14 protein-coding genes and 4 pseudogenes are annotated in these 15,783 nt (G+C 69.0%); 9 read left to right on the forward strand and 9 right to left on the reverse strand.

The window, feature by feature from the left end; translation table 11 throughout:
- The 6 genes and pseudogenes from AB0L21_RS16685 to AB0L21_RS16710 form a co-directional block, all read left to right on the forward strand.
- Nucleotides 1-363 (forward strand): SRPBCC family protein (locus AB0L21_RS16685; RefSeq protein WP_365784662.1); only part of this gene is annotated, 363 nt, incomplete at its 5' end.
- A 530-nt stretch (nucleotides 364-893) separates the two neighbouring features.
- Complete coding sequence (locus AB0L21_RS16690) at nucleotides 894-2,075, forward strand: FAD-dependent oxidoreductase (protein WP_365784664.1); 1,182 nt, start codon at nucleotides 894-896, stop codon at nucleotides 2,073-2,075.
- A 45-nt stretch (nucleotides 2,076-2,120) separates the two neighbouring features.
- Complete coding sequence (locus AB0L21_RS16695; RefSeq protein ID WP_365784666.1) at nucleotides 2,121-2,450, forward strand: glycine cleavage system protein H; 330 nt, start codon at nucleotides 2,121-2,123, stop codon at nucleotides 2,448-2,450.
- Nucleotides 2,451-2,527: 77 nt separating this feature from the next.
- Entirely contained in the window at nucleotides 2,528-3,910 is a 1,383-nt protein-coding gene (locus AB0L21_RS16700) for an L-serine ammonia-lyase (protein WP_365784668.1), read from the forward strand.
- A 15-nt stretch (nucleotides 3,911-3,925) separates the two neighbouring features.
- Nucleotides 3,926-4,780, forward strand: coding sequence for a formate dehydrogenase accessory sulfurtransferase FdhD (fdhD, locus tag AB0L21_RS16705; protein WP_365784670.1), 855 nt, complete (start codon nucleotides 3,926-3,928; stop codon nucleotides 4,778-4,780).
- Nucleotides 4,781-4,815: 35 nt separating this feature from the next.
- Nucleotides 4,816-5,171: pseudogene (locus AB0L21_RS16710) on the forward strand (glycosyltransferase).
- Here the strand turns inward: AB0L21_RS16710 and AB0L21_RS16715 are convergent.
- Both AB0L21_RS16715 and AB0L21_RS16720 read right to left on the reverse strand, forming a co-directional pair.
- The gene (locus AB0L21_RS16715) at nucleotides 5,080-5,520 is read right to left on the reverse strand and encodes a hypothetical protein (RefSeq protein ID WP_365784856.1); all 441 of its coding nucleotides are present in this window, start codon (nucleotides 5,518-5,520) and stop codon (nucleotides 5,080-5,082) included. The pseudogene AB0L21_RS16710 and the gene AB0L21_RS16715 overlap by 92 nt on opposite strands.
- A 257-nt stretch (nucleotides 5,521-5,777) precedes the next feature.
- Nucleotides 5,778-6,260: a hypothetical protein gene (locus AB0L21_RS16720; RefSeq protein WP_365710426.1), complete on the reverse strand. Its 483-nt coding sequence runs from the start codon at nucleotides 6,258-6,260 to the stop codon at nucleotides 5,778-5,780.
- A gap of 722 nt (nucleotides 6,261-6,982) precedes the next feature.
- Between AB0L21_RS16720 and AB0L21_RS16725 the strand changes: the two are divergent.
- Together AB0L21_RS16725 and AB0L21_RS16730 are read left to right on the forward strand one after the other, a co-directional pair.
- Nucleotides 6,983-7,213 (forward strand): annotated as a pseudogene (locus AB0L21_RS16725) (helix-turn-helix transcriptional regulator); the annotation flags it as partial.
- Between the two features lie 27 nt (nucleotides 7,214-7,240).
- Nucleotides 7,241-9,562, forward strand: coding sequence for an AAA family ATPase (locus AB0L21_RS16730; RefSeq protein WP_365784842.1), 2,322 nt, complete (start codon nucleotides 7,241-7,243; stop codon nucleotides 9,560-9,562).
- A 227-nt stretch (nucleotides 9,563-9,789) separates the two neighbouring features.
- Here the strand turns inward: AB0L21_RS16730 and AB0L21_RS16735 are convergent, their stop codons facing one another.
- The 4 genes and pseudogenes from AB0L21_RS16735 to AB0L21_RS16750 all read right to left on the reverse strand — a co-directional run bounded on the left by AB0L21_RS16735 (nucleotide 9,790) and on the right by AB0L21_RS16750 (nucleotide 12,246).
- Nucleotides 9,790-9,990, reverse strand: a complete 201-nt coding sequence (locus AB0L21_RS16735) for a hypothetical protein (protein ID WP_365784858.1) — start codon at nucleotides 9,988-9,990, stop codon at nucleotides 9,790-9,792.
- Between the two features lie 132 nt (nucleotides 9,991-10,122).
- On the reverse strand, nucleotides 10,123-11,394 hold the full coding sequence (locus AB0L21_RS16740; protein WP_365784672.1) for a hypothetical protein: 1,272 nt from the start codon (nucleotides 11,392-11,394) through the stop codon (nucleotides 10,123-10,125).
- Between the two features lie 240 nt (nucleotides 11,395-11,634).
- Nucleotides 11,635-11,886, reverse strand: a pseudogene (locus tag AB0L21_RS16745) (IS5/IS1182 family transposase); the annotation flags it as partial.
- Nucleotides 11,887-11,925: 39 nt separating this feature from the next.
- Complete coding sequence (locus tag AB0L21_RS16750; RefSeq protein ID WP_365784844.1) at nucleotides 11,926-12,246, reverse strand: transposase; 321 nt, start codon at nucleotides 12,244-12,246, stop codon at nucleotides 11,926-11,928.
- Between the two features lie 39 nt (nucleotides 12,247-12,285).
- Between AB0L21_RS16750 and AB0L21_RS16755 the strand changes: the two are divergent.
- A pseudogene (locus AB0L21_RS16755) lies at nucleotides 12,286-12,503 on the forward strand (IS5/IS1182 family transposase); the annotation flags it as partial.
- 648 nt (nucleotides 12,504-13,151) lie between these two features.
- Here AB0L21_RS16755 and AB0L21_RS16760 read toward each other — a convergent pair.
- The 3 genes from AB0L21_RS16760 to AB0L21_RS16770 are packed head-to-tail and all read right to left on the reverse strand — an operon-like array spanning nucleotide 13,152 to nucleotide 15,767.
- Nucleotides 13,152-13,982 (reverse strand): SDR family NAD(P)-dependent oxidoreductase, encoded by an 831-nt coding sequence (locus AB0L21_RS16760; RefSeq protein ID WP_365784674.1) that lies wholly within the window; start codon nucleotides 13,980-13,982, stop codon nucleotides 13,152-13,154.
- A 42-nt stretch (nucleotides 13,983-14,024) separates the two neighbouring features.
- A complete protein-coding gene (locus tag AB0L21_RS16765) occupies nucleotides 14,025-14,873 on the reverse strand; it encodes an oxidoreductase (RefSeq protein WP_365784676.1) in 849 nt (282 codons plus the stop codon).
- Nucleotides 14,874-14,906: 33 nt separating this feature from the next.
- A complete protein-coding gene (locus AB0L21_RS16770; protein WP_365784678.1) occupies nucleotides 14,907-15,767 on the reverse strand; it encodes an aldo/keto reductase in 861 nt (286 codons plus the stop codon).
- Between the last annotated feature and the right edge of the window lie 16 nt (nucleotides 15,768-15,783).

Genomic DNA, 15,783 nt, shown 5'->3' on the forward strand with positions numbered 1-15,783 from the left:
GGGGTGGCCGAGGACCAGGACCGGCGCTACTACGCGATCACGGTCAGGCCGCAGGTGTTCATCAACCTGGTGCCCGACCACGTCATCTTCCACCGTATGTACCCGGTGGCGCACGATCGTACGGTCGTGGAGTGCGACTGGCTGTACCTGCCGCACGTCGTGGAGAGCGGCAAGGACGTGACCCGGTCCGTGGAGCTGTTCGACCGCGTCAACCGCCAGGATTTCGACGCCTGCGAGCGCACCCAGCCGGGCATGAGTTCCCGGGCGTACGCCAAGGGCGGTGTTCTGGTGCCCAGCGAGCACCACATCGGCGCCTTCCACGCCTGGCTGCAGCAGAAGCTCGAAGGGAGCCCCACCGGCTGACCCCGCACCCCGGTACCGCCCGTCCACCTGCCGCCGGCGGCCCCTCCGGCAGGTGGACGGGCGATCACGCAGCCCGCCTGCTGTCCGCCCGGCCCGACCCGAGCCCATCCTCAGCGAACTGGTCACCGACGCCATCCGCTCCGGCTCCGACCTCATCCGGCTACGGCTGCTGTACGACCGGAACAGCCTGATCCGCGAGGCGGCCGACGGCAGCAGCACCTCCCCGCACTGCGCCGGGCGGCCACCACCGACGAAGGTGATCTGGTGCCTGTTGTGCCATGCGCAACCTTATGCGTATGTCGAATCCGTTCCGGCGTCATCCCTTGACAAGCCATCGGCGCGACGAAAGCATGTTGCGTATAACGCGTCTCGTTGTGCGATGCGAGACAGGCTGTTCCGACTCCCCGAACCCGGAGGCTGCCCATGTGCCGTCCCGCTGCCGCACACGTCCATTCCCGGCCGGAGGGCTTGCTCGTCGCATGCACCGCGGACACGGCCTCGTCCGGACTGACCACCGAAGGGGGAGCGGCATGAGGAGCATCACCGTCGTCGGAGCCTCGCTCGCGGGCCTGAGCACCGTCCGCGCCCTGCGCACCGCGGGCTACGACGGCGAACTCATCGTCGTGGGCGAGGAGTTGCACACCCCCTACGATCGGCCGCCGCTGTCCAAGGACTTCCTCAAGGGCGACGTCGACGCCGACGCGCTCGCCCTCGGCGACCCCGCCGAGTACGCGGAGCTGGACGTGCAATGGCTCCTCGGCGAGCGCGCCCGGGGGCTCGACACCGCGAGCCGCTCCGTCGTCCTCACGGGCGGACGGCAGGTGCGCACCCACGGCGTCGTCATCGCGACCGGCGCCAGCCCCCGCACGCTGCCCGGCACCAAGGGACTGGCCGGCGTCCACACCCTGCGCACCCTCGACGACGCCCGCGCCCTGCGCACCGAACTCCTCGACGGCCTGCCCCGCGTCGTCGTGATCGGCGCCGGCTTCATCGGCGCCGAGGTCGCGTCCACCGCCCACCGTCTCGGGCTGCAGGTCACCGTCGTCGAGGCGGCCGACCTCCCGCTGGAACGCCAGCTCGGCCGCCAGATGGCCCGAGTCTGCTCCTCGCTGCACACCGACCACGGGGTGCGCCTGTTGTGCGGGACCGGCGTCGCCGGACTCGAGGGCAATGGCCGCGTGACCGGCGTACGACTGACGGACGGGCGCGTCCTGCCCGCCGACATCGTCGTGGTCGGAGTGGGCGTCCGGCCCGCCACCGACTGGCTGGCCGGTTCCGGGGTCCCCGTGGACGACGGAGTGGTGTGCGACGCCGGATGCGCCACCGGCGTCCCCGGCGTGGTGGCCGTCGGTGACGTGGCCCGCTGCCCCAACCCCTTCACCGGACGGCACGCCCGCATCGAACACTGGAGCAACGCCACCGAGCAGGCCAAGACCGCCGCCCGCACACTCCTCGACGGAGTCCCGGCACCCGCCCCGCTCACCGCCCCCTACTTCTGGTCCGACCAGTACCAGGTGCGCATCCAGCTCGCCGGCCATGTCGTTCCCGGCGCCGAGCCGGAGGTCGTCGACGGCGACCTCGACAGCCGCACCTTCACCGCCGTCTACCGGCGCGGAGACACCCCGGTCGCCGTGCTCTCCCTGAACCAGCCCAAGCAGTTCAACCGGCTGCGCCGCACCCTCACTCCCGCAGCCGCGGTCGCCGCGCCATGAGCATCCCCGGTCACCTGCGCCACCTGGGACCACGCATGGCTCGCCGTGGACAAGGGCGACGCCACGGTCGGCATCACGGCGTACGCCGCCGAGTCCTCCGGTGACGTCGTCGACCTCAGGTTGCCCGAGGCCGGCAGCTGGGTGGAGGCCGGGGAGGCGCGCGGACGGATCAGCTCCCCGACCGCCGTCAGCGAGCTGTACGCCCCCGCCTTCGGCAGGGTCCTGGAGGTCGACACCGCCCTGGCCCGCGACCCCGGTGCGATCAGCGCCGCACCCTGCACCGGCGGCCGGCTGTTCCGGCTGCGCGCCGAGAACACCGCCGGTGCGCTCTCCGCCGACGCCTACGCCGCGCACATCCGCGGAGCCCGCCGGTGACCCGGCGCACCCACTGAACGACGACACCTCCCGCGGAGGCGTGACCCTCACGCCTCTCCTGTCCCACGGAGTATGGCGTGGCAATCAGCGTCTTCGACCTGTTCTCCATCGGCATCGGCCCGTCCAGCTCGCACACCGTCGGCCCCATGCGCGCCGCCCGCATGTTCGCCGTCCGGCTCAAGCAGGACGGCCTGCTCGCCCAGACCGCCGCGGTACGGGCGGAGCTGTTCGGCTCCCTCGGCGCCACCGGCCACGGCCACGGCACACCGAAGGCGGTACTGCTGGGCCTCGAGGGCAACGAGCCGCACACGGTCGACGTCGCCCAGGCCGACCTCGACGTCGGACGCATCCGCGAGACCGGGCACCTCCGCCTCCTCGGCGCCGAGATCGGCCCCGACCACGAGATCGACTTCGACGCCTCCACCCAGCTGGTCCTGCACCGCAGGCGCTCCCTGCCGTACCACGCCAACGGCATGATCCTCTTCGCGTACGACGCCGACGGACTGCCCCTGCTGGAGAAGACGTACTACTCCGTCGGTGGCGGGTTCGTCGTCGACGAGGACGCCGTGGGCGCGGACCGCATCAAGCCCGACGACACGGCGCTGCCGTACCCCTTCAGCACCGGCGACGAGCTGCTGCGTCTGACGAAGGAGACCGGCCTGTCGATCTCCGCGCTCATGCTGGAGAACGAGAAGGCCTGGCGCACCGAGGACCAGATCCGCGCCGGTCTGCTGGAGATCTGGCGGGTGATGGAGGCCTGCGTCTCCCGGGGCCTGGGCCGCGAGGGCATCCTCCCCGGCGGCCTGAAAGTCCGCCGCCGGGCCGCGGCGGCGGCCCGGGCACTGCGCAGCGAGGGCGACCCGGCCGGCCGCGCGATGGAGTGGGTGACCCTGTACGCGATGGCGGTGAACGAGGAGAACGCGGCCGGCGGACGGGTCGTCACGGCTCCGACGAACGGCGCGGCCGGCATCATCCCGGCGGTGCTCCACTACTACCTGTTTTTTGTGCCCGGCGCCGACGAGGAGGGCGTGGTCCGCTTCCTGCTGGCGGCGGGCGCGATCGGTCTGCTCTTCAAGGAGAACGCGTCGATCTCCGGCGCGGAGGTCGGCTGCCAGGGCGAGGTCGGCTCCGCCTGCTCGATGGCAGCCGGGGGCCTCGCCGAGGTGCTGGGCGGCACCCCGGAGCAGGTGGAGAACGCCGCCGAGATCGGCATGGAGCACAACCTGGGCCTGACCTGCGACCCGGTCGGCGGCCTCGTCCAGATCCCGTGCATCGAGCGCAACGGCATGGCCGCGGTGAAGGCGGTCACGGCCGCGCGGATGGCCCTGCGCGGCGACGGACGCCACCACGTCTCCCTGGACAAGGTCATCAAGACCATGAAGGAGACGGGCGCCGACATGAAGGTCAAGTACAAGGAGACCGCGCGCGGCGGACTCGCCGTCAACGTCATCGAGTGCTGAGAGAGCGAGGCACCCATGGGACGGGTCACGGAGCGACGCCGTGTGCTGCGCGTCCGGGACGGAGCGGCCGCCGTCCGTCCGGACACCCTGGTGGCCGAGGAACCGCTGGAGATCAGGCTCGGCGGCAGGCCGCTGGCGATCACCATGCGCACACCCGGCGACGACTTCGCGCTCGCCGCCGGATTCCTGGTGAGCGAGGGCGTGGTGAGCCGGGCCGAGGACGTGGCGAACATCGTGTACTGCGCCGGGACGAGAGAAGACGGTTCCCACACCTACAACGTCGTCGATGTCCGGCTCGCGCCCGGGGTGCCGCTGCCCGACATCACGCTCGAACGGAACGTGTACACCACCTCCTCCTGCGGGCTGTGCGGAAAGGCGAGCCTGGACGCCGTACGCACCACCGCCCGCTGGCCCATCGCCGACACTCCACCGGTTCGTGTCACACCTGAGCTGCTGGCCGCCCTGCCCGACCGGCTGCGGGCCGCGCAGAAGGTGTTCGACCGCACCGGGGGCCTGCACGCCGCCGCACTGTTCTCGCCCGCGGCAGAGCTGCTGGACCTGCGGGAGGACGTCGGCCGGCACAACGCCGTCGACAAGCTGATCGGCCGCGCGCTGCGGGCCGGTGAACTGCCGTTGTCCGGAAGGATTCTGCTGGTCTCCGGGCGGGCGTCCTTCGAGCTCGCGCAGAAGGCGGTCATGGCGGGTATCCCGCTGCTCGCGGCGGTCTCCGCGCCGTCCTGTCTCGCGGTGGACCTGGCGGCGGAGACCGGCCTCACGCTCGTCGGTTTCCTGCGCGGCGATTCCATGAACGTGTACGCGGGCGGGCAGCGCCTCGTCCTGCGCACCGCGAAGGGAGCTGAGCACCTGTGACGCGGCCCGCACGGGCCCGCCCCCGCCACCTCGCCATGCTCAGCGTGCACACCTCGCCCCTGCACCAGCCCGGACCCGTGACGCCGGCGGGATGAACGTCTACATCGTCGAGCTGGCCAGGCGCCTCGCCGACATCGGCATCGAGGTGGAGATCTTCACCCGGGCCACCTCCGCCGCGCTCCCGCCCTGTGGCCGCCGGCGAGCTGTTCAACCAGCGCGCCCTCGAACTCCTCCAGAACGTCGTCGTCGTACTGGCCGGCCCGCCTGGACGTCGGCGCGGAGCGGGGCCGGCCGAGTGGTCACGAGGTGGAAGTGTCTGGCCCGAAGACCGAATCCTGAAAGCACTTCGGATCACCTTCGGTGTACTGCTCGTACCAGTTGTGAGTATTGATCTCGGGGCACTTGTCCGGGTGGAACTCGGCGTACAGGAAGTGCTGCGACCAGCGCCACCGGTCACTGAACCGCTCCATGTAGGAGTAGCTCCACTCTGACGATCCCGGCGCCGATTCGGCCAATTCAGCCCACTGCCCCTTGACCACTACCTTCGCCAGGCGGATGGAGCCCGCCTCTTTAAAGGTGGAATCGTTGGTACTGCCGAACACCTCGCCGACCGACTGCGCGCACGTCCCTGTCGCCCGGTCCTCTAGCCCCTTGCGGAATTCCGGGGTCATAAGCGCGCAGACGCTCTTGCCACTGCGCAGGCGAAAGGCCATGGCTGTCGCCTGCCAGGTATCACGCACGCCGGCTTCGCCCTCAGCGGCGCCGACGTCGGAGAGCGAGACCGAGTTGGCTTCAGTGACCCAGTACGCGGTGCCTCCGGCACCGGAAAGCAGGACCGCAGCCGCGATTCCCCAAAAGTTGATCTTTGTCTTGTTCCGGTTGTGGGTGAGCTGACCAATGCTGCCGGCAGCGATGCTGCCGCGGTTGGCGGTGATGGTTGTGTTTCCGGCAGGGTCGTGCGGTGTGGCTTTCGGGCCTGCAGCAGCGCCGGGTACGGTCAGCCCTGATGCGGACCCGGCTGCTGAGGGTTTGGGGCTGACCCGAGCGTCACGTTTCCCATCCTCAACGAGGCCGCTGAGCCGCCGTTGGCGCGGATGTCCACGTTCCCGCCGACGGCCTGGCCGTCATTCGACGCGGACACCCCGCCTGTGGATCCGATGCCTGCTCCGGCTTGAAGTTCCTCGACCAGCTTCTCCAGTGCCTCGGCAAAAGCCCCGTCCCGCTCAGCCGCGTCCGCCAGGGAGTCCGCCAGTCGCCGTCGTGTCCGCTCCGAGGGCTCTGTCTGCCCGGTTTCGGCTTCCTCACGGGCACGTTCCAGCGCAGGGTCCTGCCCGAGTTTGCGGCTGACCAGGTCGTGCAGTCGGTCCATTCCGGTGTCCAGGCCGCGGTCGATCTCCGCGTCGGCGCGACCTGCCACCCGGCGTCCCTTGGCCACCAGCCAGGCGAACACATACCCGACCGCGATTTCCACACCCGTCACCGCAACCTCCTGAAAGCCGCTGTGTCACTCTCGATACGCCTGTTCCTACGGCCCGCACTGCCGCAAGCCCGCCACGGCATGACAAACACCGCCAACTCCTTTACGGCCACCCTGTTGTGCCCCTTTCAAAGACGATCTCGCGAGCACGATCCGGTGGGGCACGGAAGCGGGAAGCAGCGCATCGGCCCCCGTCGCTCGCCGAGGACGAGGACTGCTCCTGACCCCCAGTCAGACGTTCGACCGATATGGGAGACGCCAACGTCGCGCCTAGGTTCAAACCCTCCTGCGCCGCGCGTTCCGCGAGCCGACCGACAATCGTGCTATCAGCTGCCGAGTCCGAAGTGGTCCGTGACTCACTGATGAACGTGGTCCCCCCTGAGATGGCCACCATGACCCCATCCCCGTGCTCGGCATCCGACGGATTCGTGGCGTCCCTCGTCCTTGTACCCATGCCCCGTGGTCTCCGTCTCCTACGCGTGAGGGTTCTCTGCGGACAGCCCGGCGGCCGTCATCCGTACATGCCTCCGCCGGCCCCCCGGGCCGGGCCGGTGGAGCAGCCGCATGACGGCAGCGCGCGACAACTCCGACGCCGCCGACCTCGGCCTCCGCTGCTCAGCGGAGCGATTGACCTTGAGCATCGGAGACGGCGACGGTTGTTCGCCACTCTGCAAGAGCAGCCATAATCAACCAATCAATCTGAACATCCGGGGAGGGGGACAGAGTTGGCGGGCAGGCCAGGGCGTCGGGAACAGCCGCTCGATCCACAGGCGGGTCCGCTGGAACGCTTCGCGCTAGGGCTGCGCTCACTCCGTGAAAGGGCCGGACTCACCTACGCGCAGATGGCCGATTCGGCCCGTTTCTCTCCCAGTACCCTGTCTCAGGCCGCCGCTGGGCAGCGGCTGCCCACTCGAGAAGTACTCCGTGCCTACGTCCGTGCCTGCGGCGGGGATCCACACTCGTGGGACGAGCGCTGGGAGCAGGTGCGGCGTGACCTGCACGGGCCTGAGACGCATGGGAATGCCGCCCATGTCATCCCGCATGACTTCGGTGATGTGGAAGCCACCAGTTTCGTGGGCCGCGAATCCGAGCTGACCGCCGGGGGCGACCTGTTAGAGCGATGCCGGCTGGTCACGCTGGTCGGGGTCGGCGGTGTGGGTAAGACGCGGTTGGCCAAGCGAATCGTCCGTGAGGTAGCCGAGCGGTTCGCGGATGGTACGTACTGTGCGGAGCTGGCCGACCTCGGCAGCGATCACGCCGTCGCCGAGGCGGTCGCCTCCGCCGTTGGCGTGGTTGCCGGGGCGAGGCAGGACCCCTTGTCCGCACTTGCCGGGGCGCTACGGGGACGTAGTGTCCTCCTCCTGCTCGACAACTGTGAGCATGTGCTGGACGGATGCGTGCGCACCGTCCGTGACCTGCTCGCGCTCCTGCCGGACCTACGCATCCTCGCCACCAGTCGGCAGCCCCTCGATATCGGTGCCGAGCATGTGCTGCAGGTGAAACCGTTGGGCCTGCCTACCTGGGTGAATGGTCGCCTGCACGAGACAGGCGCCATGGACGAGGGTCCCGTGACCTCACTGGCCATGAAGCTCTTCGTGGACCGCGCCGAGGCTGCCGTCCCCGGATTCCAGAGCACCGAGGCGAACCGGCACACCATTGCGCGTGTGTGCCAGAGACTGGACGGCCTGCCCCTCGCCTTGGAAATCGCCGCACGACGGCTGCGCACCCTGACCATCGACGACCTTCTGGAGCGACTCGACCAGCGGTTCCTCCTGCTCGGCCACCGCGGCGGCGACCGCACAGCACACCCTCGTCACCAGGCGCTGCGCGCACTCTTCGACTGGAGTTACGAGTTGTGCACCGAAGCCGAGCGAACGGCCTGGCAGCAGCTGTCGCTGTGTTCCGGCGGTGTGCTGCTCACCGATGCCGAGCAACTCTGCGCACGTGCCGAAGAAGGCGAAGTCCCCGATGCCGCCGCAACCGATGACGCGTTCGAAGCCCTGGCCGGGCTCGTGGACAAATCACTCCTCACCAGTGTCGAGACAGACGGTCGCACCCGCCTGCATATGCTCGAAACGGTCCGGGCATACGGGCAGGAGCGCCTGGCGGAAAGCGGCCGAGCACAGCTCGCCGTGCGTCGCCATCGTGCGTGGTATCTCCATCTTGCCGCGCAGGCGGGCATCGCTTACGGCTCCTCCGAACAGGTCGAGTGGCTGCGTCGCCTGCGCGCCGAGCACCCCAACCTGCGGCAGATCGTCACCGCACCGCCACCGACCGGTGAGCCCGCGGAGGCCGTGCTACGCGCGTCCCTCGGCTTCTGGCTGCACTGTCTGACCTCGGCCAATGTGGGCGAGGGCGCACACTGGATGCGAACGATCCTTGACCGGCACCCGCAGCCTCCCTCCCCCGAGACCACTGACACGTGGTGCCAAGCCGCATGGGTGGCCGGATTTTTGCTCCTTCTCCATGGAGACCACAAGAGCACCCACGAGGTGATCAGCCGCAGCGAACAGGTCCTGGCCGAGATGCCCACCGCTTCCGGCACTGAAGACCCCCCAGCGCGCTGGGCGTCCAGAGCCGAACTCACCGCCGCTTTTCTCCAGCTGCGGAGCTTGGCGGCATTGGTCACCGGGGACACGGAGAACGCAACACGGCACGCGAACTCCTCCCTGGCAACTGGGTGCTGGTCCGCCCAGCTATTGACACAGCAGCAGTGCATCGCCCAACTTGGCTTCGCCGCAGTTCTTCAAGGTGACCGCGCTCGCTCCACCCCGCTGCTCGAACAGGCCCTGGCGATGTCCGAGGCCCAAGGAAACACGTGGCACCAGTGCTACCTGCTGTGGGCCCTCGCCGTCGACCGCGGTGAAGCCGGGCAGCCGGAGGTCGCCCTGCAACTCCTTGAACGTGCGCTTCGGCATACCAGGGAGATCGACGAACACCTCGGGGAAGCAACCCTCAGCGAGACTTTGGCCTGGGTGCTCTCCTCCTACGGCGATGCACGCTCGGCGGCGGTCCTGCTGGGAGCCGTGGACCGCGTGTGGCACCCGTCCGGCACTCCCCGGCTCTTCGGTTTCGCCCTATTGACCGCCCACCGGGAACGCGGTCTCGAAAATGCCCGTAGGTCGCTCGGTGAGACCGAGTACACGCGTGCGTACCGGGAAGGACAACGCCTCGGTCTACGCCACGCACTGGAGAAAGCGATCCGAGAAAATAAGCATTTCCACCACGACGCTACTCCAGGGACGGCGCATGACTTGAGAACAGAGCAGGGCACACAACGGTGGGGCGACGGTGATGCGCCCTGAGGGGCGAAGGCGACGCCCGTCGGCCCGACTCCGACCTAGAGCCTGACTCTTTGATGGGCTCATCAGTTGATCGGTTGTGACTGTCCGATGAGTGATCACTGATGCGATGTCGGAACGGATCGCGCCGTTGATGCCGGCCGATCCGGCCCGGGGGCGGCGGTGGGCCGACCACCGCCGCAGGCTCCGGCTCACGCGCGTACTGCCTTCGGGCCTCGTGCAGGACCCGCTCAGTCCCCGCAGCGCGTCCTTGGCGCACCCGGGTCCTCGTCCTCCAGCGTGCTCATGGTCCGGGCATGCCGTTCTGCGAGGTCGGGGCGGCGGGCGAACTCGATGCCCGTCTTCGCGCTGTGGTGCCCGAGTTCGAGGTAGCCCGGCTTCCTGCCCGAGGCCGGCAGGCACCCAGCTCCGCCACACTCAGCGACTGCCACTTCAGTGCCTTTGTGATCGCCTCGTCCTTCGTCCGCCGTATCTCCGCCGGCCGATCGGGGTCGACCACGGCGAGGGCCCCCGCAGCGTCCGAGTGCGAGGCCCTGGGAAGGCTGTGGACGGTCCGGTCCGGCTCACGGCGACTGTTCGGGCGTCTCGGACTGCCGCAGTGCCGAGGTCTTGTCGTCCAGTGGCCAGCGGTGGCAGACCGCCACGTGCAGGATCACGCCGAACGCCAATGCGTTGATGCATGCATGTCCTACCCACGCCTCAGCGTTGGAGGTCGACCAGGCGAGCGTGTTGGCATAGGCGAGCAGCCCGGTACAGAGCCCGGCACCCACCGCCGCGGTGACGGCAAGGGTGGCCACCCGTTCCCAGGCGGCGGACAGGTACGGGCGCAGCGCTCCTTCGAAGAGCATGCCGACAAGCACACCGGCAGCACTGAAGCTGGTGGCGGCCGCCAGGATGGCGGGAGGCTCCACCCCGCCCGCGCCGTACGCGAGCGCGTAGGTGAGCGCCGCGCCACCGAGCACCAGCCCGTTCCCCACGACGATCCGAAGCCATCGCTTCCGCAATGCGTTCATGGGCCAACCACGCCAGACGATGAACAGCCACACCTGCCACGAACCGCACACGGCGAGCACAACGGAGATGTGCTCCCGGGAGAACGGCCCGCTCCGGCTGAACAGGCCGGAGCCCGGCGGGGCGGGAAAGTCGAGGGCGACGTAGTGCACCAGGAGAGCGACGGCCCAGGAGAGCGCCAGGGCCGCGATCCCGCCGGCGAGCCGCGGCAGGCGTTTGAGCGGCCAGCCCTCGAAGGCGAGGGTCAGTTGCAGGATCGCCGTGAAGGCGGTCAGTCCCAGGGGCAACGAGGCGGGATACAACGGCGAGTGACCAGGCCCCGGAGTCGGATCGAAGATACCGGCGGCGTCGACGTGACCGATCACCCGCTGCCCCGCCACCGCCAGGGCGATGCCCGCTGCCGCGATCAGGAGTGCGTCCACGCATGCTGACCACTTGGGACGCAGGCTGGAACCCGGCCAGTCCTCCCACCAGAAGGCGATCACTGTCAGGGGCGGCAGCGCGAACGTGACGAGGGGCGAGAGGACGACAACCGAGTCCTCCGCGCCGCCCAGCCCGAACGCGAACAGCAAGGCGACCGGAACGACCACCAGGAGGCCGGCCACGCCGAGGCCGGGCTGCGTGGCTATGCGGGCACGCTCAGCATCGAGAAACGCTTTGGCGTGCCGGTGCGTCGGAGTCGTCACTGTCGGCTGGTCCGGCAGCTTGCCGAACTGAGTACGGGACGTGGACGTCGGTTGTTTGTGGGGCATGGCCCTCCCTTTCATGAATGCGGTGGCACTCCCGCAACCATGGCGCGGATCAGCCCTCGGGACATCAGTCATGTGACCAGATGTGCAAAGCCCGACAAGTCAGTCTGTTTCACCGTGCGGCCCACGGGGTCTGTCACATGACGGACCATGAGACAGCCGAGGTGTCATGGTGAATGCGCGCGTGCCCGTCCTTGTCAGGGGCGGCCCCGAGCCGCAGTGGCGATCGGCGAAGAGCTCGGCGACGATCGACGGCACCGCCTCCTCAGATGGGCGCGCGTCGAGGTCAAGGCCGATCGGTGAACGAAGTGCTGGTCACAGCCACTCGTTGATGGCTGCGACCAGCACTGTCGCTTCGTAGCGGACGGCGAGTTCGTCATACCGAGTGGCGACGGCCCGGTGGCGCTTGAGCCGGTTGATCCCGCACTCGACCGCGTGCCGCTGCTTGTGGTCGTCCTTGTCGAACGCCGGTGGACGCCCGCCGCGCGAGCCGCGCTTGAGGCGGTTGCGGACGCGGTCCGCAGGGACAGGGATGGTGGCTTTGATCCCGTGTCTGCGCAGGACAAGGGCTTTTCCCCTGCTCGACCGCGAGGTGGATGTTGCTGGTCAGTCCGCCGCGGGAGCGTCCGAGGCCGTGGTCGGCCGGCTCGACGAAGATACCGCCGGGTGGTTCCTTCTGGAGATCCCCCTTTTCGCTGCGCCAGCAGCGTGCTGATGAGCCCGGCAGACGGTGGAGTCGACGTTCACGTCCCAGGTGATCAGGCCCTCCGCGTCCGCCTCGGCCTGGAGCTGGGTGAGGATCCTCGCCCAGGTGCCGTCCCGCTGCCAGCACCGGAACAGGTCATAAACCCGGTCCCACGGCCCGTAACGTTCGGGCACGTCACGCCATGGGGCACCGGTCCGGGTCCGCCCCCGTATGCCGTCCATCAGCTGCCGCCGCGTCCACACCTGCGGACGACCCGGCTTGCCGACACCCGCCTGGTAGTGGCATCCGCCCGGCCGGCCCCGGTAACAAGGCGGATGCGCATGTCTGGCGGGAGTCCAACCCGCCCGCCCTCGCGGCAGGCACGATGGTGATCGCGGACGGCGCTTACCTGGGCACCGGGCTGATCGTCCCGCACCGCAGGAGAGCCGGGCGCCCCCTCCTGCGCGGCCAGGAGGAGGACAACGCTGAACACCGGCGCGCGGCTGACGACCACGATGCGGGCAGAGCCCGCGTCACGCAGCGTAGCGTGCAGCGCGCCGGCCAGGGCGAAGTGCCCGAGGAAGGTGGTGGCGAGCTGCATCTCCCAGTCCGCGTCCGTGACGGTCCGCTCTGGAAGCGCCATGATCCCCGCGTTGGCCACGAGGATGTCGAACAGCCCGCGCGGGGACGGCGTGAACGCGTCCACCGACGCCAGGTCTTCCGGTCCAGCGTCGCGGTCGGCACGAGGCCTGCGGCGGGGACGTCGGCGAGTTCGCGTGTTCGTCACCCGCTCCCGCATCCGGGCAATGGCCGAGTCCAAGGTCTTTATGACTGGGGTCACTGCGTTGCTGTCCTGTACCCGATCAGCGGGGTGGACGGACACGTTGCTGGCGGCAGCGAAGGTTGCCGCCGGGCCGTCGGGCGTAATGCCGAGTGCAGTGGCCCTCTCGGTGACAGCGTAGGAGAACTCCCGGGCGCCCGTCCCGACCTCGTCGAGCGGGAGGTGAAGAGAGTGAAAGCGTCGCCCGGACCCGTCAGCGACAGATCCAGCAGGTTCACCAGGGCGCCCTGTAAGCCCTCGGCGAAGACCTTGCGGTCGGCTTCCAGCAACGGGCTCGTCATGACAAACATCGCATGTTCTCCGCTGTCAGGGGAGGGCTTCGTCCTTTTCAGGTGCTTTGCCGGAGGGGTGCAAGAGTTCGGAGGTGCGATGTGCGAGCCGGTGCCGGAAATCGGCGTCGAGGGTCAGGGGGTTCGGCCGTGCCGGTCGTCTCTCGTCCAGGTACTGGCCGGCCCACCTCCCGGTGGACAGGGCGGCATTCACCACGTTGTGAGCTCCGTGCACGACCGAGTCACCGCCGATATCGAACATGGCGTGCAGAAGCTCGGTGCTGATGACTCCCGGGTGGAGACTTACCGTGTCCGGCTGCGGCGGGGCCGCTTGTTCAACCAGCCACCGAGCGTGCGCCACCAAGGCCAGCTTGGAGCGTGCGTACGCAGTCGTCGCGCTGTAGTGGGAGCGCTCGAGATTGAGGTCGTCCGGGTCGAGCGAAGCGGACAGATGGGTCGCCGAAGCGACATGTACTACTCGGCCGCTGGATGCAACGAGCAACGGGGTGAGACATTCCGTGAGCAGCACGGCCGCCAGGTAGTTCGTTTGGAGAGTCGCTTCGTTGCCGTCGTGACTGAGCCTGCGTCGCGGTGCTCCCGGGCGGCCGGCGTTGTTGATGAGCAGGTCGACCCGATCCGTGATCTTCGAGATCTCTGAGGCGAGTGCGCGCACCATGGCCAGGCTGTCGAAGTCAGCGTGCACGTAATGCACCTCCGCTGGGCCGGCAGCGCGGAGCTCCTCCAGCTGTCCAGTAACTTCTTGTGGCCTTTGCGGACCATGGAGGATCAATCGGGTCACCTGCGGCGCCAGCAGACGCGCGGCGGCTTGCCCGATGCCGCTGGTCGCGCCGGTGAGCACCACAGTCATGTCATGTGTTCTCACTCGAATCTCCGGTCGTTGTCGGTTCTCTCATGCGATCTGTTCGCCGTCGGGATAGTCGGTGGACTTCGACAGCTCGCTCCACGCGGCTGTCTCGGCGTCGAAGGCGGAGCGGGCGTCGGCGACGAGCCGGAGCGCGTCGCTGCCGAGGATGAGGTGGGTCGGCGGGTTCTCGGCCTCGACGACAGCGAGCAGGGCGCGGCCGGCTTGGGCGGGGTTGCCGAGCTGGTGGCCGCTCATGGCGAGGCGGCGTTCGCGGGTCGCGGAGAAGATCTTGTCGTAGTCGGCGATGGTGCTCTCGACGCGGTGCATCGAGCGGCCGGCCCAGTCGGTGCGGAAGGAGCCGGGCTCGATGGCGGTGACATGAATGCCGAGCGGGGCAACTTCCTGGGCGAGCGTGGCGGCGATGCCCTCGACGGCGAACTTGGAGCCGTGATAGGCGGCCAGGCCGGGGAAGGCGCGTAGACCGCCCATGGAGGTCACGAACAGGATGTGACCCGTACGGCGCTCCCGCATGCGGGGCAGGACGGCTTGGGTGACCGCAACGACGCCGAAGACGTTGACGTCGAACTGGCGGCGGAAGGTGTCGAGGGAGGTCTCTTCGAAAGTGCCCTCGACCCCGTAGCCGGCGTTGTTGACGAGCACGTCTATGGGGCCTGTCTCGTCCTCGATCGCCGCGACGGTCGGCGCGATGGCATCGGTGTCGGTGACGTCGAGCACGCGGGCATGGGCGCGTCCCGGGGCGAGCTGCTCGAAGGCGGCGGCGTGGTCCGGGGCACGAACCGTGCCGACGACGGTGTGACCCGCCTCGAGGGCGGCGGTGGCGAAGGCGCGGCCGAGGCCGCTGCTCACGCCGGTGATGAGGAACGTGCGGGGCATCTTCTCTCCGTTGGCGGTAGGGGCGGGTGAGTTTCAGTTCGCGGCGGCGAGCGCCTCGAAGTCCTCATCGGACAGCTGGACGGTCGCGGCCGCGATGTTGTCCTCCAGGTGCGCGACCGATGAGGTGCCGGGGATGGGCAGCATGACGGGCGAGCGCTTCAACAGCCAGGCGAGAGCGAGCCGGCCGGGGGTGTGTCCGGTGCGCTCGGCGATCTTCGCGAGGGGGCCGCCGCGCACCGCGAGGGCGCCGGTCGCGAGCGGGTACCACGGGATGAACCCGATGCCGTTGGCCGTCGCATGGTCGAGCAGTTCCTCCGCCGAGCGGTTGGCCACGTTGTACATGTTCTGCACGGTCGCGATCGGCGCGACCTTCTGCGCCGCTCGGAGGTCGGCGATGCTGACCTCGGACAGTCCGATGTGGCGTATCTTGCCCTCGTCCTGCAGCTTCTTCAGCTCGCCCACCTGGTCCTCGAGCGGCACGGTGGGGTCGATGCGGTGCAGCTGGAAGAGATCGATGCGCTCGACCCCCAAGTGCCGCAGGCTGAGCTCGGCCTGCTGACGCAGGTACTCGGGGCGGCCGAGCGGGGTCCAGAGGTCCGGGCCCTGCCGGCTCAGTCCCGCCTTCGTGGCGATGACGAGGTCGTCCCTGTACGGGTGCAGCGCCTTCTTGATGAGCTGCTCGGCCACGAACGGCCCATAGCTGTCGGCGGTGTCGAAGAAGTTCACGCCCAGCTCAACGGCGCGGCGCAGCACACGCACCGCCTCGTCCGGGTCCTTCGGGTCGCCCCATACCCCCTTGCCGGTGAGCCGCATGGAACCGAATCCCAGACGGTTCACCGTGAGGTCGGTGCCGATCGTGAACGATCCCGACGCCGCGGCGGTCACTGTCGTCATGTCGAACTCCAGATTC

The sequence above is a fragment of the Streptomyces sp. NPDC052721 genome (genome assembly GCF_040678315.1).
GTDB lineage: Bacteria > Actinomycetota > Actinomycetes > Streptomycetales > Streptomycetaceae > Streptomyces.